Source organism: Bacillus sp. SM2101 (assembly GCF_018588585.1).
GTDB lineage: Bacteria > Bacillota > Bacilli > Bacillales > SM2101 > Nanhaiella > Nanhaiella sioensis.
Genome location: NZ_JAEUFG010000027.1, coordinates 25,227 through 45,055 on the forward strand (window position 1 = coordinate 25,227; position 19,829 = coordinate 45,055).

General features: G+C 34.9%; 18 protein-coding genes. All 18 read right to left on the reverse strand.

The window, feature by feature from the left end; all coding sequences use genetic code 11:
• Positions 1 to 91: 91 nt before the first annotated feature.
• Entirely contained in the window at positions 92 to 1,558 is a 1,467-nt protein-coding gene (gene yabN / locus JM172_RS19665) for a bifunctional methyltransferase/pyrophosphohydrolase YabN (protein ID WP_352223880.1), read from the reverse strand.
• A complete protein-coding gene (locus tag JM172_RS19670; RefSeq protein WP_250886787.1) occupies positions 1,558 to 3,159 on the reverse strand; it encodes a putative polysaccharide biosynthesis protein in 1,602 nt (533 codons plus the stop codon). Before JM172_RS19670 ends, yabN begins: the two co-directional genes overlap by 1 nt.
• A 330-nt stretch (positions 3,160 to 3,489) precedes the next feature.
• Complete coding sequence (gene spoVT, locus JM172_RS19675; protein WP_214484078.1) at positions 3,490 to 4,026, reverse strand: stage V sporulation protein T; 537 nt, start codon at positions 4,024 to 4,026, stop codon at positions 3,490 to 3,492.
• Between the two features lie 183 nt (positions 4,027 to 4,209).
• A complete protein-coding gene (gene mfd / locus JM172_RS19680; RefSeq protein WP_214484079.1) occupies positions 4,210 to 7,743 on the reverse strand; it encodes a transcription-repair coupling factor in 3,534 nt (1,177 codons plus the stop codon).
• Between the two features lie 400 nt (positions 7,744 to 8,143).
• Positions 8,144 to 8,374 carry an anti-sigma-F factor Fin gene (gene fin / locus JM172_RS19685; RefSeq protein ID WP_214484080.1) on the reverse strand — a complete coding sequence of 77 codons (231 nt, stop codon included), beginning with the start codon at positions 8,372 to 8,374 and terminating at the stop codon, positions 8,144 to 8,146.
• A 69-nt stretch (positions 8,375 to 8,443) separates the two neighbouring features.
• A complete protein-coding gene (gene pth / locus JM172_RS19690) occupies positions 8,444 to 9,001 on the reverse strand; it encodes an aminoacyl-tRNA hydrolase (RefSeq protein WP_214484081.1) in 558 nt (185 codons plus the stop codon).
• 330 nt (positions 9,002 to 9,331) lie between these two features.
• Positions 9,332 to 9,958: a 50S ribosomal protein L25/general stress protein Ctc gene (locus JM172_RS19695; RefSeq protein ID WP_214484082.1), complete on the reverse strand. Its 627-nt coding sequence runs from the start codon at positions 9,956 to 9,958 to the stop codon at positions 9,332 to 9,334.
• 86 nt (positions 9,959 to 10,044) lie between these two features.
• Positions 10,045 to 10,992 carry a ribose-phosphate diphosphokinase gene (locus tag JM172_RS19700; protein WP_214484083.1) on the reverse strand — a complete coding sequence of 316 codons (948 nt, stop codon included), beginning with the start codon at positions 10,990 to 10,992 and terminating at the stop codon, positions 10,045 to 10,047.
• A 77-nt stretch (positions 10,993 to 11,069) separates the two neighbouring features.
• Positions 11,070 to 12,443, reverse strand: coding sequence for a bifunctional UDP-N-acetylglucosamine diphosphorylase/glucosamine-1-phosphate N-acetyltransferase GlmU (gene glmU, locus JM172_RS19705; protein WP_214484084.1), 1,374 nt, complete (start codon positions 12,441 to 12,443; stop codon positions 11,070 to 11,072).
• A 464-nt stretch (positions 12,444 to 12,907) separates the two neighbouring features.
• A complete protein-coding gene (gene spoVG / locus JM172_RS19710) occupies positions 12,908 to 13,195 on the reverse strand; it encodes a septation regulator SpoVG (protein WP_214484085.1) in 288 nt (95 codons plus the stop codon).
• Positions 13,196 to 13,328: 133 nt separating this feature from the next.
• Positions 13,329 to 13,703 (reverse strand): RidA family protein, encoded by a 375-nt coding sequence (locus tag JM172_RS19715; RefSeq protein WP_214484086.1) that lies wholly within the window; start codon positions 13,701 to 13,703, stop codon positions 13,329 to 13,331.
• 21 nt (positions 13,704 to 13,724) lie between these two features.
• Entirely contained in the window at positions 13,725 to 14,549 is an 825-nt protein-coding gene (purR, locus tag JM172_RS19720; RefSeq protein ID WP_214484087.1) for a pur operon repressor, read from the reverse strand.
• 56 nt (positions 14,550 to 14,605) lie between these two features.
• A complete protein-coding gene (gene ispE / locus JM172_RS19725) occupies positions 14,606 to 15,475 on the reverse strand; it encodes a 4-(cytidine 5'-diphospho)-2-C-methyl-D-erythritol kinase (RefSeq protein ID WP_214484088.1) in 870 nt (289 codons plus the stop codon).
• A gap of 164 nt (positions 15,476 to 15,639) precedes the next feature.
• Positions 15,640 to 15,825: a small, acid-soluble spore protein, alpha/beta type gene (locus JM172_RS19730; RefSeq protein ID WP_214484089.1), complete on the reverse strand. Its 186-nt coding sequence runs from the start codon at positions 15,823 to 15,825 to the stop codon at positions 15,640 to 15,642.
• A gap of 544 nt (positions 15,826 to 16,369) precedes the next feature.
• Positions 16,370 to 16,639 (reverse strand): biofilm formation stimulator Veg, encoded by a 270-nt coding sequence (gene veg, locus JM172_RS19735; RefSeq protein ID WP_214484090.1) that lies wholly within the window; start codon positions 16,637 to 16,639, stop codon positions 16,370 to 16,372.
• 451 nt (positions 16,640 to 17,090) lie between these two features.
• Positions 17,091 to 17,975 (reverse strand): sporulation peptidase YabG, encoded by an 885-nt coding sequence (gene yabG / locus JM172_RS19740; RefSeq protein ID WP_214484091.1) that lies wholly within the window; start codon positions 17,973 to 17,975, stop codon positions 17,091 to 17,093.
• A gap of 313 nt (positions 17,976 to 18,288) precedes the next feature.
• Complete coding sequence (rsmA, locus tag JM172_RS19745) at positions 18,289 to 19,164, reverse strand: 16S rRNA (adenine(1518)-N(6)/adenine(1519)-N(6))-dimethyltransferase RsmA (protein ID WP_214484092.1); 876 nt, start codon at positions 19,162 to 19,164, stop codon at positions 18,289 to 18,291.
• On the reverse strand, positions 19,157 to 19,720 hold the full coding sequence (rnmV, locus tag JM172_RS19750; protein ID WP_214484093.1) for a ribonuclease M5: 564 nt from the start codon (positions 19,718 to 19,720) through the stop codon (positions 19,157 to 19,159). Before rnmV ends, rsmA begins: the two co-directional genes overlap by 8 nt.
• Between the last annotated feature and the right edge of the window lie 109 nt (positions 19,721 to 19,829).

The window sequence follows — 19,829 nt, forward strand, 5'->3', positions numbered from 1 at the left end:
ATGTTTTTTTAAGTCGATAGCTTATAACATAAATACTCGTTATCAAAACCACATGAAGGGTAAGCGTATTTACCTAGTCCTAGTGTTCTCATTATAATCCTTTTTTCTTTGCAGATGTCCAAATTTCATCTAATTGTTCTAAAGAAAAGGATTCAATCTCTTTCCCCTCATCTCTCACAGTGTTTTCAATAAAACGGAACCGCTTAAAAAATTTATTATTTGCACTTGTTATCGCTTCTTCCGGATCAATTTTATAATAACGAGATATATTTACAAGAGCAAAAAGAATATCACCAAACTCAGTAAGCATATTCTTTTGGTTGTGATTGGTTGCCTCAACTTGAAACTCCTCTATTTCTTCCCTCACTTTATCCCACATCGGACTAACATCATCCCAATCGAACCCTACCTGAGCTGCTTTTTTTTGGTATTTATAAGCTCTTAATAAGCCCGGTAAGCTCTTTGGGACCTCCTCAAGTAATGATGCAGAGTGTTGCATTCCCTTTTTTTCATCTTGCTTAATTTGTTCCCAATTATAGACTACTTCATCACTATCAACTACTCTTTCCCCTGCAAAAACATGTGGATGACGTCGAATCATTTTTTCTGTTATACTTCTAACCACATCATCAATGTTAAATAATCCGTCATCATCTCCAATTTGAGCATGTAACATAACTTGTAGAAGTACATCTCCGAGCTCTTCAATTGTATTCCAAACATCATCATTGTCAATCGCATCTACAAGCTCATATGCTTCTTCAAGAATATATTTCTTTAATGATTGATGCGTTTGCTTTTTATCCCATGGACAACCATCTGGCCCACGAAGAATTGCTATAACAGAACGTAATGAAGAAAATGTATGATAAAGCAATTTCTCATCATTTACAGGAGGTACATATAAACTTGTTAAATTACTTATGGTAGACTGACGATCCAATTCATATAATGGTACTTTTCTTACTTCTTCAGCCTCGCTACCAATAGCTGTAAGGATCATTACTTCATAATCATCAGGCAAATCCTCCATAAGTGTTAGCTTCACCTCAGATGCAATAAATTGATCATACATTTGGCATATAATAATATGTTGATTATATTGAATTTGTTGCCTTTGTAGTGACGTTGCATCTAGAAACTGAAACCCTTCAATCGGATCAATTTGCAATGATGTGAATGTTGAATCAAGAAAACTTTGCCCTCCAGCAATATTAATTTCAATACCATACTTACTACACTTGTCCACTAATAGTTGAACTGTTCTCTCAGCCACAAATGGATGACCAGGTACAGCATATAATATCTCTTTATGCAGCGCTTCGGAAATTAAGACATTTACTATCTCTTCGTATACTTCTTCAAATTGATCGTATTTTTCATATACATTATCAAAAGAATTAAAATGTAGTCCTTCTTTCATAAGATCCTGTACGACTGGGTGCTCATTTGTTCGTATATAAATATGATCAGCCTTTTGTAACAATCGATAAACTCCTAGAGGTAATTGCTCTAAATCGCCAGCTCCTAAACCTATTACAGTTATTTTCTTCATTATTAATCACCTAACTTCTTATTTGCTCTATTAAAATAGGCTAGCTTATTTCCATAAGGAATGATTGACAACTCACTTTGGGTAAAAACTTGTCTTTTAATAATGACGAAGAGAAATAATATGATACCGATCATTACAGCAGTAATTGCTTGCAAAGCCGAAAAAAGCCGATTATTAATAAATACCAACAATAGATTTGTAAAATGAATATATACATATAAACCTATGCCCATTACTATGGCTGCTTCTAGTATCTTGACAACATCCTTGATTCTGCATATAGACCCTCGGAATTTCCTATACAATAAATAATACTGAAATAACACAGTTATCAATAGTGAAATGATAGTTGCAAATGCAGCCCCTTTTGTTCCTAAAATAGGAACAAGTAGAACATTTAACAGCCCTTTTAAAATTAACGCTACGACAACACTAATTGCAGGAATTATGTAATTGTTCATACCTTGAAAAATAGATGAAGTTGTTAAGATAAGTGAACTAAAGAGTATAGTAAAACCTTGTATCCTTAACACATCTGTCCCTTGATTATTTTGAAAAAGCATAATATTTGTCGGTTCAATAATAAAAGCTAACCCAACTGATGCGCCTACACCAGCAACAATGCTAATTCTGATTGATAAATTAACCTTCTCTTTAATAGATTGTAAATTATGACGAATATATGCACTAGAAATGATTGGAATTAAAGATAGCGAGATTGATGTTGATACAACAGTTCCTAATTGAATAAGTGGCCATCCACGATCATAGACTCCTTTTGCACCTTTAGCGATAACGTCACTCATACCACTTGAGATTAATAATGAGTATAACGTAAATGAGTCCACTAATTGAAAGAGGATAAGGATCATCCCACTAATACAAATAAGTCCCCCTTGCGTAAATAACACCCTTATTATTTCTTTATTTTCCTTTTTATTAAATATTAACGGGCGCTCTGTATGTAATAGATTATTTTGCTTATAATATATTAACAAAATTACAATTGCTGTTAATCCACCTGTGATCGATCCGAAAAGTGCTCCAGCACCGGTAGCATACATGCCATACCCATGTGATACGAGGAGAATAGAAAATATTAGAATAGTTATGACTCTAATAAATTGTTCAACCATTTGTGAAACAGCGGTTGGAACCATATTCTTCTGTCCTTGAAAATAACCTCTTAATACTGAGATAAATGGCATTAATAAAAATGAAAAAGCAATAACTTTAATCAATATAGTTAATTCCGGGTCACCCATAATAATCGCTATCTTATTAGCAAAAAAATATAACACACTACAAAAAACGATTCCTGCAACAAGTAAGGATAAAAAGGAGACCACAACAACTTTTTTAACTCTTTTATAATCTTGCTGTTCAAATGAAATTATTAGTAGCTTAGAAATTATAACTGGATACCCATAGGTTGATAACGTTAAAAACACTCCATAAAATGGGTATATTTGCTGATATATATAAAACCCGATATCTCCAACAATATTTTGGAAAGGTATCCGATATCCCGCACTAAGTAGCTTAGTAACGATACCTGCAATAGATAATATAACTGTTCCTTGCAAAAAAATTTTTTTTTGCAAATCGGAATGGATGTTCACCAACTCACCCCTTCAAGAAAAAAATTGAAGAAAGTCATGCTTTACTTTCACTGCTTCAATGATATTGAGAGCAATGAGAGCATATCACATGAAGGTACTTTAATTAAAACGAGAAGCAATCTCGAGAGGATAGGGGCTTGAAGCGTAAAGATTCATCATCTAAATAGCCTCTTTTCTTACTCTTTGTTGTTATATTGCAAAACTATAACAGTAAAGAAGAAGAAAAGATTTATAAACGCGGTTATTTGTTAGTGCTTAACACAACAGCCAATAAATAAGAAAAGGCCGCATGTTTGCCGCCTTTTGTTTGTTTTATTGTTCCATTTGTCTTGCTAAAAAACCTGCTGCTGTATCAACAGCTTTTTGCTCAACTTCCCCAATCACTGTATCTTTTGAAAAAATTATAACTGCTCCAATTGGATCTCCATTTGCAATGATTGGACCTATAGCATAAGATGACAATGGTTCTTCTTGGTCACTTATCAAGGATATTTCTTTTTCTTCGGTATTAAGTACAGTATTACGATCCTCCATAGATTTCTCAATCATCCTGCTAATACTTTTATTAATATAGTCCTTTTTGGAGCCTCCCGCTACTGCTATAAACACATCTCGATCACATATTAATACATTATGTCCTAAACTGTCAAATAAAGCCTCTGCATACTCTTTAGCGAAGTTACCTAATTCGCTTATAGGAGAATATTTTTTTAAAATCACTTCTCCATCGCGGTCAACAAAAATTTCTAGCGGGTCACCTTCTCTAATTCGTAATGTCCTCCGTATTTCTTTAGGGATTACCACTCGGCCTAAATCATCAATTCGACGAACAATTCCAGTTGCTTTCATCTAAAGATGCCTCACTTTCATCTGATGATTAAATGATGGTGATTAAAGTGTTGTCCATGTATAAATCACCATTGTTGACATTAGTATCCTCTTCAAACAAAGAACTATACATAAAGAAAGCATAATTTTTAAAAATAAAAACAAACATACAGTATCGCCAATTAATATTACAAATAAACCTATTTATACAGTTTTTAATTGCTCTTCCTTAACGTCAGCCAGTTTTTTTAGGAAATCGTACATTGATGCTAACCATTGCTGAGCAGGAATACCTTTTGTGTGGAAAACAACTTTTAATTGTTTGCCTTCCATACCTAACCCAATCAATCGCCCATATTGTTGTGTAAGCTGAACTAACCTTTGAACCTCAACATTACCACTCTGCTCTTCACTAAATAATATTGTTACTTCATGTTTCACCTGTTTAATTGATAGTATCTTTTGTTGTATTGCGTAAACTTTAATTTCAGCAATTTGAAATAAATAAGATACTTCATCTGGGTATTCCCCAAAACGGTCTGTCATGTCCTCTTGAAGATCTTCTAAATCATCTAGTGTAGTAATAGCTCTAAAGCGTTTATACATGTCTATTTTTTGTCGACCATCAGAAACGTATTGGTCAGGGATATATGCATCAACCTCTACGTCTATTTCTATATCTGGATCTGTTGCAGTTGGTTCATTTCCTCTTCTTGCGTCAATTGCCTCTTTCAGCATTTGGGAATATAAATCAAATCCAACAGTGTCAATAAATCCATGTTGTTGCGACCCTAACAAGTTCCCTGCTCCTCTTATTGACAAGTCACGCATGGCAATTTTAAAACCAGAGCCTAGCTCTGTAAACTCTTTTATTGCTTGCAATCTTTTTTCAGCAACTTCTGATAAGACTTTGTCTTTACGATGTGTAAAATATGAATAAGCTACACGGTTCGAACGACCGACCCTTCCTCTAAGCTGATACAATTGTGATAAACCCATTTTATCTGCGTCAAATACAATTAACGTATTAACATTTGGTATATCAACACCTGTTTCAATGATGGTTGTACTAACAAGGACATCGATTTCACCTTCTAAGAAATTAAGTATGACAGATTCCAGCTCGTTTTCAGTCATTTTTCCATGTGCATACGCAACTCGTGCATCTGGAACGAGCATAGAGATTTCCTCGGCTTTGCGTTCAATATCTTCAACACGGTTATAAAGAAAGTATATTTGGCCACCTCTAGATAGTTCTCTTTCAATGGCCTCTCTAATGAGTGCACCATTATATTCAACTACATAAGTTTGCACTGGGAATCTATTCTCAGGTGGTGTTTCAATTACAGACAAATCCCTGACGCCTAACATGGACATATGTAACGTTCTAGGAATAGGTGTTGCTGTTAAAGTTAATACATCAATATTAGCTTTCATTTGCTTAATCTTCTCTTTATGTGTTACACCGAACCGTTGCTCTTCATCAATGATTAACATCCCTAAATCACGAAATGAAATATCTTTAGACAACACTCGATGAGTACCTACAACTAAATCAATCGTTCCATCTTTTAAGCCTTTAATTGTTTCGAGTTGTTGCTTACGAGATCTAAATCGGCTAAGTAAACCTATATTAATTGGATAATCTTGAAATCTTTCTTGAATAGTTTCGTAATGCTGCTGGGCTAAAATCGTTGTCGGCACAAGGATAGCAACCTGCTTTTCATCAACAATTGCTTTAAATGCTGCTCTGATTGCTACTTCTGTCTTCCCGTACCCTACATCACCACATAATAACCGATCCATAGGGCGCTCTTTTTCCATGTCTTTTTTAATTTCCCCAATTGAACGTAGTTGATCTACTGTTTCTTCATATGGGAAAGCCGACTCAAACTCTCGCTGCATATCACCATCAGGGCTATAGCTATACCCTTTACTCGCTTCTCGCTCTGCATATAGCTTAATTAAGTCATCAGCAATATCTTGTACTGAGGACTCAACCTTTTTCTTAACCCGTTTCCACTCTGTTCCGCCAAGCTTATACACTTTTGGATCTTTACCTTCTGAGCCAACGTATTTTTGCACTTGATTTATTTGTTCGACAGGAACGTATAGCTTGTCACTACCTTGATACTCAATATGAAGATAATCTTTGTGTATACCATTGATTTCTAGCGTCTCAATTCCAATATACTTACCGATACCGTGATTAATGTGAACAACATAATCGCCAACCTTTAATTCTGAGTAGCTCTTAATTCTTTCTGCATTGGATAGCTTCTGTCTCGGTTTCGTTTTTTTCGTCCTATTTTTAAACAATTCTTCTTCAGTAATAACTACTAGCTTTTGTAAAGGCAAATCAAAACCTGTGTTTAAATCCCCTATAACAATTTGATTTGTACCTGCTATTATTTTGTCATTGCTATCAGTTGTAGCAAAATTCAAATCATAATCTTCAAGAACATGTTGTATCTTCTTCTGTCTTTCTTCATTCGGAGCCAAAACTACAACAGTATAATTTCCTTTTTTCCATCTTTCTAATTCGGTTTTCAATACATGCATTTGCCCAAAGAAACTTTGCATTTGCTTACAAGTAATATTGACAATATTTTGTGGACTTGTTTGCTGAACATGCCTTAAAAACAAAGAAAAATAAATAAGCGGCTTGTCTATCTTTTGTATAAGAGTAGAAAAATGATGAGACAGCTGTAAATCATGAATAATTTTACCTTCGGAAAGTAAGCTCGTGTACCATTCAGCTTCTTCTTTATCTAAGGTTGTCGTAATATCTTGGATACGGCTCATTTCATCAAATAAAATAAGACCGTTATTAGGTACATAGTCTAGTAAACTTGCAGGCTTTTCATAGAAAAGAGATAAATATTTAAATACTTGACTCGGAAGTTGGTCATTTTTTAATTGTTCTATTTCAGCAGTAATGTTTTCCACTAATAATTTTTTTACATCACTGTCCTTTGTTTTTTTCAAACTTTCTCCAAGTTTATCTTCTATTGAGTTAATTACGTGATCGATTTTATCGTTACTTATTAGAATTTCAGTTGACGGACCAATCGTTACTTTTTCTATCTTTTGCAATGACCGTTGATCATCAATTGCAAATGTACGTATTGACTCTATCTCAGTATCAAAAAGTTCTATTCTAATTGGAAACTCTTCAGTTAATGGGTATATATCAATAATGCCACCCCTAACACTGAACTCTCCGGGTGCTGTAACCATTGATGCTCTTGAGTAACCCATTAATACAATTTTATTTAAGCATTGATCTATGTCTATGTCATTTCCTACTGAGAAATTTAATTGATAGCTATCCCAAACTTCTTTTGGGGGAAGTAACCTTTTTATAGCTGCAACAGGTGCTATGACAATACCTTTTTTTGATGAACACCAATAATCCAATACCTCTAGACGCTGTCCTTTTAATTCTGGACTAGCAGTTCCTATCTCTGACGCAATTGTTTCATTCACTGGGTATAGAAATACATGATCACTACTTAACAACCCTAGTAAATCATCATAAATCTTCTGCGCTTGAAAGAGGTTATGTGTCACTATTAGTAACGGGCGATTTGTATCTTTATAGATTGAAGCAAAAAATAAAGATCTAGCTGATCCTGATAATCCAGCTACAAGCTGCTCTTTAAGCCCTTCATCAATGCCGTTTACAATTGAAGCCAAATCATCATTATATAAAAAATATTCTTGTATACCTAACATTCAACCCCCTCCTCTCGAATGACTTAGCAGGGTTTAATAATATTCTAGTTATATAAAATGCGTTACACTTTTTACGAATTTTTTTAAAACTTTGTTAACTATTGCTAAAGTTAGTGCGACTTTCATCTGTAAATGAGAAGAAAAAACGCATCGAACTTTATATCTTAGTACGAAAAACTACAATCAATGCGCAAACAGCCAAAATAAATAAAAAAACTTCTTTATTGCATACGTTACTATTTTATGCTAGATCAAATTGTATGCGTTATTATCGTAAAAAAAGATAATATATTCAGAACTCTATTTGTATGAAATGTTTATTTGCTTACGGAAAACAACTTAATGTTACAAAATAATCAACATTAAACAGGAAAATACTTTGGTATTAGACCAAAGCTTCTCACTGAATAAATGTTTCATATAGATGGAAATCTGGATTTCGGTTTAATGCTTCTTGACAATCCTCACAAATTGTTAATACTTTGATATCACCGTTATCTTCGTAGGATAACATCTCTTGACGTTCCTGATCAGAAAGTAATTGAAATCCTAAACTTTCAGTATATAGTGATACTCTTTCAATACTACCAACTTTTATACCACAATGCCTGCAATAATAATGGAGTGACATTTGTTATCCTCCCAATTGGTTTTAGTGATAGTATTTACGCAATCCTAGGAAGTTATTCAATTTCATTGATTAATTATACTTATTCATTACTTGTAAAAAAGGTGATGAAATCCAATCTTCACATACATCTGTTGAAACCTTTATAGCATCATTTATCTTTTCAATTTCATCATCAACAAATTTTGTAAGAACATAATTTGGAATTGCCATGCCATTCGTTGGCCTCCCAATTCCTATACGTACTCTTTTAAACTCTTGAGTGCCAAGATGATTAACTGTGGATTTAATTCCATTATGTCCACCAGCACTTCCTTTTGTTCTTAAACGAATTTTTCCTGTTGGCAAATCCAGGTCATCATAGATAATCAATAGATCTTCAATAGGTATATCGAAATAGTCCATTAACGGCCCAATACATTCTCCTGATAAATTCATATATGTAAGCGGTTTACATAATATTACTTTTTCACCATTATACATACCTGTTCCATATAATCCTGAAAACTTAGATTTATCTATATCGATATTAAATCGTGTAGATAATTGATCAATAACCATGAAACCTATATTATGTTTTGTTAGAGCATATTCTCTACCAGGGTTTCCTAAACCTACAATTAATTTCATCAAGATTCCCCCATATGTATAATAAAAAACGCAAGCACCAGACTCATCTAGACAAACACTCATGTAATTCACACGAAGGAGCTTTTTGCCTTCCTTCGGATGAATTTTTAAAGCTGTCTCGGGTGGATAGGCGCTGTAGTAGCTAGACATTATAGACCACACTAGCTTCTCATACACATCCAACAAGCACTAGAACCCCATGCCTACAAAAAGCACAACGATGCTTTTGAAGGATGGGGTTAAGCAACTTCGACAAACCCTAGATAAAGTTTTCTTAATCTCGAGCAAGTTCAACTCAATTTTGGCTAATCACTTTATGCGTAAGCATACCTACTCGTCATCTGTCTCTCTACCTTCAACATTATCAGGTTGCCCAGTTTCTTGTTCTTCACCACTATTTATTTCATCTTCTTGTTTTGGAGGTAAAATTGATGCAACTACTTCACTCATATCATGATTAATGTCAAATTTATCTACTGTTTGAATGTCACCAATAGATATCGTTTGACCAACTTCCAGGTTAGACACATCTATATCAATGGAAGTTGGGATATTAGCAGGTAACGCCCTTACAGAGACTTGGTGTAACGGTTGCTGGAGTACTCCGCCATCCTTGACACCAATTGCATCACCAATGAGTTGAATATTTACATCAACCTCAACTTCTGACTTCATATTAACAACCTGAAAATCCGCATGCACTATGTCACTTTTTAATGGGTCTTTTTGAATATCATGCAACATCACTGAATGTTGATCATTATTAAGTGAGAGCGTAATAATACCATTGCGACCAGCTTCTTTTATCGTTTTCAGAAAATCTGCCCCGTGAATAAAGATCGCCTTACTCTCATAATTCTCACCATATATAACTGCAGGGATTTTACCTTCCTCCCGCAATTTCCTAATTGATGAATGTTTAAAATCTTGCCTCTCATTTGCTTGCAATAATGCCATTCTATTCACCTACCCGTTTGGTTTGTGTACTCGTCCTATGAGTAACTTTCCCCAAAACCGGGTAGAGATAAACCTAATAATAATAATTAATCAAATAAAGCACTTATTGATTCTTGTTCATGGACACGGACAATCGCTTCTGCAATTAGAGGAGCAACAGAAAGCTCTACAATTTTTTCGATTCTCATATCATCATGTAATGCAATAGAATTGGTAACGACTAACTCTTTTATATTTGAATTCTGTATTCTTTCAATAGCTGGACCAGATAAAACCGGATGTGTACAGCATGCATACACCGATGAAGCACCATTTTCAACGAGTGCATTTGCAGCCAATGTAATCGTTCCTGCTGTGTCAATAATGTCATCAATTAAAATGGCAGTTTTACCTTGAACATTACCAACAATATTCATTACTTCAGCTACATTCGGTTTAGGTCGACGTTTATCGATTATTGCGATAGGTGCTTTCAAACGATCGGCCATTTTCCTTGCACGGGTCACACCACCGTGATCAGGAGAAACAATCACTATATCCTCAAGACCTTTACTGTTGAAATAATCTGCTAAAATCGGTACACCCATTAAATGATCAATTGGAATATCGAAAAAGCCTTGTATTTGTGGAGCGTGTAAATCGAGTGTTATAACACGTGTTGCTCCAGCGGTTTCTATGAGGTTAGCAACTAGTTTAGCAGTAATCGGCTCACGAGAACGAGCTTTTCTATCTTGACGTGCATATCCATAATACGGCATAACAATGTTAATGGTTTTTGCAGACGCTCGTTTTAAAGCATCAATCATAATTAATAATTCCATTAAATTCTGATTCACTGGTGAGCTTGTTGACTGAATAATATATACGTCACAGCCTCTGATGCTTTCTTCGATATTAATCTGTATTTCACCATCACTAAAGCGAGCAACAGCAATTTTTCCTAATTCGACTCCTATAACTTTAGCAATTTCTTCAGCTACACCTTGATTTGAGCTAAGTGTAAATACTTTTAATTTTGGATCGACTGATTGCATTCTCCTACTAACCTCCGATAATCATTATCTTAGTTATTGTAACAAATCCAGACGTTGTTAAAACATATCAGAATAAATTATTTCTTTTTTCGCAAACGGTTAACATATTGTTCTTTATTTACTTGTTGCGCACGGGCAATAGATAGTGCACTTCCAGGAACATCTTTTGTAATTGTAGAGCCTGCAGCCACATATGCTCTTTCTCCAACTGTAACTGGCGCCACTAAATTAGAATTACATCCGATAAAAGCGCCATCCTCTATTTTAGTTAAATATTTATTTTGACCATCATAGTTCACTGTTATTGAGCCGCAACCAATATTGACACCTTTACCTACCTCAGCATCTCCAATATAACTTAAATGCGATGCTTTGCTGCCATCTCCAATGATAGACTTTTTCACTTCTACAAAGTTACCAATTTTCACTTCATCTTTTATTAAAGAATCAGGTCGAATATGTGCAAAAGGACCAATATTAACTTCATTACCAATCTCACTTTGATGTACCACTGAATGACGAATAACTGACTGGCTTCCTATTTGACAATTTTTCAGCTCTGTATGAGGACCTATTGTACAATCAGTTCCAATAACTGTTTCACCCTCTATGATAGTTCCCGGGTGTATAGTTGTATCCTGACCAATTTGAGCATTTGATGATATATATGTTGAATGCGGATCAATGATTGTCACTCCATTTAACATATGGTAATTATTTATTCGCTCTTTCATTATTTGTTCAGCTTCTGCAAGTTGAATTCGGTTATTTACTCCTAACGTTTCTGAAAAAGATGGTGTTTGGTAAACAGAGACTGTTTCACCTTCATTTTTCAAGATTCCTACTACATCGGGTAAATAATACTCACCTTGTGAATTATCATTTGATACTTGCTTTAATGCATGAAATAAAGCTTTGTTATCAAAACAATAAATTCCTGTATTAATCTCTTGAATACTAAGCTCTTGATCGTTGGCATCCTTATGCTCAACAATCTTTTCGACTTTGCCTAGATCGTCTCTAACAATTCTTCCATAGCCTGTCGGATCATTTGCAATAGCTGTTAAAATAGTCACTTTTGCTTTTGTATGGTCATGGTGCTCCAACAAAGATTTCATGGTAGATTCAGTAATAAGTGGGGTATCTCCATATAAAACAATAGTAATACCGTCTTGCTGTTCTAATTGCGGAGCTGCTTGTAATACAGCATGCCCTGTACCTAGTTGCTCCTTCTGTAACACAAAATCACTAGTGTTACCAAGCTGCTCTTTCACTTGTTCAGCACCGTGTCCTACTACAGTTATCAACTGCGATACACCTATTTTTGTAACTTCTTCGACAACATGTTGAACCATCGGTTTGCCACAAACAGGGTGTAAAACTTTATATAATTTTGACTTCATTCTTGTACCTTGCCCAGCGGCCAATATTACCGCAAATCGGTTTTTCATCTACAGGCCTCCAATGTAACCTTTTTATCCACTATGAATATTATCTCAAATAGCCTCCAATTTCAAGGAAACATCCGTAAGTACATTATATTGTCAGAATAAACATTAAAGAATGAGCATATGGTCATTTATTAATTATTAGAAGATTTATATGAGGGGAAAGTTCAACCTAAGTCTCTTTCGCAAATTTGTTGCTCATGTTACTAATATGAGCATAGGGAGATAAATTTTTATGAGGCTGTCATCATTTCTTCGAAGAAATGATACCACGCAATGTTGTTGTATATGTGTTTGATCCTAATATGAAAAGCTATGATTAGTATGGAAATAGCTTAGACAACCAAAATGCCTTGTAGAAAGTGCGGTAACATCCATTTATATAAGTCTAACTGTACCATACACTTACGTGAAAAAGAGCCTTTCATCTGTGAAGGCTCTCTTGGTGTAAAAAATATTAATGTTTCTTATGAAGCACCCGCTTCTTCATATTCTTCTATCTCACCAAGTCGGTGATATTCAGCTAAAACTGCGTCTTGAATCTTCCCACGAGTTGTTGAGTTAATCGGGTGGGCTATGTCACGAAAATCCCCATCTGGAGTACGTTTACTTGGCATCGCAACAAACAAGCCGTTATTCCCATCAATTACACGAATATCATGTACAACGAACTCATGATCTAAAGTAATTGATGCAATCGCTCTCATACGACCATCGGTATTCACGCGGCGTAATCTTACATCTGTTACTTCCATTCTGTTCACCACCTTTTCCCAATTTTAAAGACTTAGTATGTTATTCAACACAATTTTTGAGTTTTCCTGCAAATTATGTAAATTTTTTTGAAAATATTAGGTCGGTATAGTAAACATAGGAATTTTAAACTAATTATTTAATCAATGCGATTACTTCAATCTCTACTAGAACATCTTTCGGTAGTCTTGCAACTTCAACACATGATCTTGCTGGTTGGTGGTTGGGAAAATATTCACTATAAACTTCATTTATCTCAGCAAAGTCATCCATATTTTTTATAAAAACTGTAGTTTTAATAACTGTATCGAAAGAAGCACCTGCCTCTTTTAATACAGCTTTCAAATTAGCAAAAACTTGGTGTGTCTGTTCATCCACATTCCCTTGTATAAGTTCACCGTTAGGTTTTAACGGGATCTGTCCAGAACTAAAAAACAAATTATTTACAACCATCCCTTGAGAGTACGGACCAATGGCTTGAGGAGCCAGATTTGTTTGGATTTTTTTCATAGCAATTCCTCCATCCTCTAGTTACTTTAAGAAATTAAAATAATTACCTATATTAACTTCTATTTTCTTAGCCTTAACGTCTACCTCAGTCAGTTTTACTAACGAAATATATTCATCAACAAGCCTCTCTTCAAGGCCCTCTGATTCCACAAGTACACCAATCCCTGCTACATTTGCTTTGAATTCTTCGAGCATGCTAATCATGCCGTTTATCGTTCCTCCAGCTTTCATAAAATCATCGATAATCAGAACGTTAGCTCCCTCATCTAAGCTTCTTTTTGAAAGAACCATCGTTTGTATTCTTTTTGAAGATCCAGAAACATAGTTAATACTTACTGTTGATCCTTCAGTCACTTTGCTATCACGCCGAACAATTACTACAGGAACGTTTAAATATGATGCAACTGCGTAAGCTAAAGGGATTCCTTTAGTAGCAACTGTCATAACCACATCTATCGGACGATCAGCATATACAGCTGCAAATAATCGACCCACTTGGTTTACAAGTTGGGGATGACCTAATATATCTGTCATATATAAATATCCTCCCGGTAACAACCGGTCCGGCTTCGCAATTAAATGACATAAGTCATTAATTGTTAACGTAGCTTCTTCAGAAGATACGCCAGGAATATATTTAACACCACCAGCTGCACCTGGCACTGTTAGTAAAGTCCCTATACCTTGCTGTTCAAAAGTTTGTTTAACTATCGCCAAATCTTCACTTATAGATGATTTCGCTGAATCATACCTTTCTGAAAAAATCGTTAAAGGTAAAAGTTGATTGGGGTGCTGCAATAAATAATTTGTCATATCGACTAATCGACCGCTTCTTCGTATTTTCATTCTCGATTCCTCCAAAATACGAATATTTTATGTAAATATATCATTAACATACGTATTTAATCAAGAGTGATTCTTTCACCTAGCATTCTTACCGCAAATACTTGATCACAAAATCCTCTTAGCCCATTGTATACTCTCTGCATTCTAGAATCGTGTTGAACTAAACCAAACACCGTTGGTCCACTTCCGCTCATCAATACAGCATCTGCACCAAAACGTTTCATCTGCTCTTTAATTTGTGCAACCTCAGGCTGCATCTGAAATGTAACATCTTCCAAAACATTACCTAAGAGTGAGCATATCAAAGGATAATCATGCGCTCGAATAGCATCTACCATTTCATCTACTCTTGGGTGTTCTACATTATTAAGATCTAGTCTTCTATATACTTCTGCAGTAGAAACACCTATTGATGGTTTTGCTAACACAACCCAACAATGCGGTGGTGGATCAATGTGAATGATCTTTTCTCCACGTCCCATCGCAAGTGCGGTTCCTCCATAAACACAAAATGATACATCCGAACCTATTTCAGCACCTAATGACGCCAGTTCATCAATTGTTAATCCAAGGTTCCACAATTTATTCAAGCCCCGTAATGTGGCTGCTGCATCACTACTACCTCCTGCTAGACCAGCCGCAACCGGGATCGTCTTTGTAATACCTATCGACACTCCCTTTTGCACTCCAAACTTCTTTTTTAATAACTGTGCGGCTTGATATGCTAAATTTCTACTATCATCTGGAACGAAGCGACTATGCGATACGATAGAAATGGTATCTTCTGCTAAATCAGTTAACTCAATTCGATCGGCTAAATCTATCGTAGTCATAATCATTTTCACTTCATGGTATCCATCTGGACGCTTATGTAATACATCTAAGGATAAATTAATTTTAGCTGGCGCCTTAACCAAAAGTCTCAAAATCTTCACCTACTTTTCGTTCTTCCATTGTTATAACGTCATTTTACCATATATTATACACATAATATTCATTGCAGAAATTGAATAATGACTTCAATCAATTGTAATGCAAGAAAACCGAAGCTACTAGGCTTCGGTTATCGCAGTTATTAATCGTTTATTTATTACTTTTGTTTATCATTATTTACAAGGTTTGCTTCAGCAAGTTCAATTGCGCGCTTCACCATGTTACCAGCGTCTCTTGCACGAATCGCTCCCCAGCCTTCATTACGAACGGTGTCATAAAAACCAAGTTCTTTTGCTAGTTCTTCCTTAAATCGATCCGACATTATTCCGCGGCGTCTACCCAACAAAAGCAACTCCTTTCAAAATAACTACGACACTCTTAGTATAAGGACAAAATTACTCATAATATGAAACCCTAAATATTCCTTTTAACATAGTTTTAGGCTAAAAACTGGAGCTTAAGAGATGCAATTAATATATTTCCTTAATACATCAACACTCTCCATATGTAAAATGTTATACATTCTATCTATATAAAACATCGGCCCTTTTCGTTGGCTTTTGCTAAAGTAGAAAAACTAGAAGAAGTTTTATACCCTCGTCAGCTTGCCATCATTACAAATGAAGACATATAACTAATTCGTATTCATTTTTTTATATAAAAACAACTTTTAACGTAAAAAAACAGCCAAATTAAAGGCTCTTTCCGTAACTTTGTTGCTATTGCTCTTCAACTAGAAGATTAAGATATTGTCGAATTACGTAACAGACATCGTTTTATAGAGGAAAAGATTCCACCACGAAATCTAAATTCGTGTTTATTTTTTTAAAGTACGAATACAATAATCTATGCGAAAACAGTCAAAATTAAAAGCAGCAAACTAAGGTTTACTGCCCGTTAACAGCTATATTCCCTGATGCGTCTTCAGAAAATGTTAATTGAACTGTTTCAGTTAGGACATCTGCATAACTGTATGAAACACGTTCAAATGCATTTTCAGCTTGATCTAACTCAACTACAAAAACGGATGGATATGTTTCTGCCAGAACACCCGAACGTTCAATCGTTTTTCTACGACCACCGTTTGCTTTCAAGGTAAGTCGTTTGCCTAGATTCCCATCTAATGCCTTTTTTATATCTGACAATGTTTTTCCCATAATCGCTCCACCTCACGATATCAATTATAGCAAATTAACAAAAAATAGTCAAATAAAAATTTCATTATATCAACGATCTATTTTGTTTGTCAATGAAAATAATACAACAAAATTCCACTTTCCTCTACAAATATTTTTACCAATTATTAATTAGATATGTAAATTGTTTTTTTATGTTAGATATTTGCTTAAAAAGTTATATATACAATTATTTTTTTATCGGCTATTTTCTTATAGATGGTTGTTTTCGCACAAAGAATATAAACCTATATCCATCTATCATTCTTGACATCTTTTTTACTTTTTATTTATGAGGCTTGGATAAAACCCCCACCTTACTGATCGTATAAATAAAAGATCGTTTTCGCATTAATTGTTGTTTTTTGTATTAAAGAAAAAAAGCGTACACAACTAAAAACTGAGTCGCCACAAATGACAACCCAGTCAGTATTTACTCTTCTTCTTGTTGTAGTTTATATGGCATCCCAGTTCGTAACACGCCCCTTGTTTCAATCCCTCCTAATCCCTTTTCTCCTGTAAGTGTATTACGAAGTACTTCCCAAACATTTATTCTATCAACAAATGGAGTAAAACTTATTTTTGATACAATATACACAGGATCTAAAGCATGAATATTAATTCTTGAAGGTGAGCTAGCAAAATTAGCTCCTGCTCTTATTAGTGATTCAAAATGAGATTGACACGCACCAGCAAAGATAACTAACTGATCCAAGTGGGGTATTTTATTTCGTGCTTGGCGAACTGTTTGGACAAAATACTTTGAGTGTCGATATGCTTTCAAATCAGATTTATCACCTTTGGCCTTTGTATATGCATCATGACCTGTTACAACAAGAATATCCGGCCTGAATTTCTCAATATAACCAGTTACTTTTTGAGGCATCTCTTTCTCATTACAATGTATTCCAAAAACAGGAACACCAATCTTCTCATATAAAGCCAAGCATTTCTTTAAATATAGCGGGTCACCATCTAAATGCAACACTTTACCAGGCAATTGGAAAAAATCAAATGTGTTAGCATAACCTTCTGTTGCATAATATTCACTCTTTTGCCTAATGAGTTGATACTCTTGACGGAATAGCTTATAAGATTGCTCAATCTTCTCTTCATCGACCTTTTTTCTTTTCTTTTGTTCCCTTTCATTGATAACAACAATATCTTCATAAGGAGCATCTGCGACAAGTCTGACATCTTCTCCATACAAAATCACAATTTTATTTCCATGCTTATCATTGTTAATGTTGATCACACGAAATAACAAATCACATTTATACGACTTGCGAGCAACAATATCGCCAATACATGCATCCATACTCTTCACTCCAGCAACAATTTGAGGCGACTCTTTAAATCCAAATGTTTTCCTTTACTTAGGCTATGCAACATCTTTGTCTGTTGTGATAAGAAATGCCGAAGTACCTATCCCCCAAAAAATAAAGACCCTTAATTCATGAAGACATCATGTATTAAGGGAGGCTTGAAAAGCTAATTGTAATTTTATATATTTCATATGTATTAAACAAAGGCTGTTTTCACATGAATTGTTGCTTTTTGTAACAAGAGCTAAACGTGTATAAAACTAGAGTTCGTGGCATCTTTTCTTCTTTACAACAATGACTAGTTTACTAAAAGAGCTCTAACAGAATATTACTGAGCAGGGCAAACTCTTCAATAGCTAATGTTTCCCCTCGACGTTTTGGGTCAATATTCGCACTTTTTAGCGCTTCTTCTATTACTTCTTTCTTCTGCTTTCCATTTGGTAATTGATTAACTAAATTGTTTAATATCGTTTTTCTCCGTTGTGCAAATGACGCGCGAACAATTGTAAATAAGTGATCTTCATTCTCTACATTGACTACTGGATCATCTCGTCTTGTTAAACGGATAACAGCAGAGTCAACATTTGGCTGAGGGACAAAAACTGTTTTAGGTACTGTCATTACCTTCTCAGCCTTTGTATAATATTGAACAGCAATCGACAAGGATCCATAATCTTTCGTTCCCGCAGCAGCTGTCATCCGATCAGCAACCTCTTTCTGCAGCATAACAACAATACCCCTGATTGGGATTTGTTCAGTTAGTAATTTCATAATAATCGGCGTTGTAACATAATATGGTAAATTCGCAACTACCATCAAATCTTTCATTTCACCAAACTCTTCTTGTATAACAAGTTCTACATTTGCTTTAAGAAAATCTGAGTGAATTATTTTAACATTATCGTAAATACTTAACGTTTCTTGTAATACTGGTAATAATCGTTGATCTATCTCAAAAGAAACTACCTTGTTAGCACTTTTAGCCAAATGTTCAGTAAGCGCTCCAATACCAGGCCCTATTTCTATTACTCCACTCTCTTCAGTTAACTCAGCATGGTCTACAATACGACGTAACACGTTCGTATCAATTAAAAAATTCTGTCCTAAACTTTTTTTGAAAGAAAAACCATACTTCTCAAGAATTGCTCTCGTACGATTAGGTGTTGCTATATCTTTATTCATGAATTTGCTCCTCCTGTAGCACTTTACGTAATGCAGCTGCAAATGAATCTCTAGATATTTGAAACATGATTAGACGTTTGTGTAGTTGTTTACCATTTGTATAACCAATTTTGAGATATTTGCCTAATCGTTCACGTCTTAATTTTGCCTGCTGACCACCAATTAAACCGGCATCTACAAGATCTTGAAAAGGTATAGCTTCCTGTATATCCTCAATTTCTTGCTTTACATCCTTGAGGGCTTGTTTTATCGCAGTTGGCGAAGCATGCTCAACCCCTATACCTTTTCCATTTTTCCCAATAGCTTCAGACTTTTGCAGAAATGCATGCTTACAACCTGATACTTGCTCAGATATTATTTTTCTTATGCGCTCACCTGGGAAGTCTGGATCAGTAAATATAATAACACCTCTCTTACGTTGCGCTAAGCGAATTTGTTCAATTACAATACTATTTATCGCTGATCCATTTGTCTCTATCGTATCGGCTTGCACAGCACGTTTAATAGCTACTGTATCATCCCGACCTTCAACAACAATTATTTCTTTTATAATCATTTTTATTTTTTCCTCCAAAAGTTGAAACTTTTTTACCCGTTCAATCGTCTAACATGTAGAAAGTAATTTTCTTTGCCTTATTATGACTGCTTTTTTACACAATCTATAC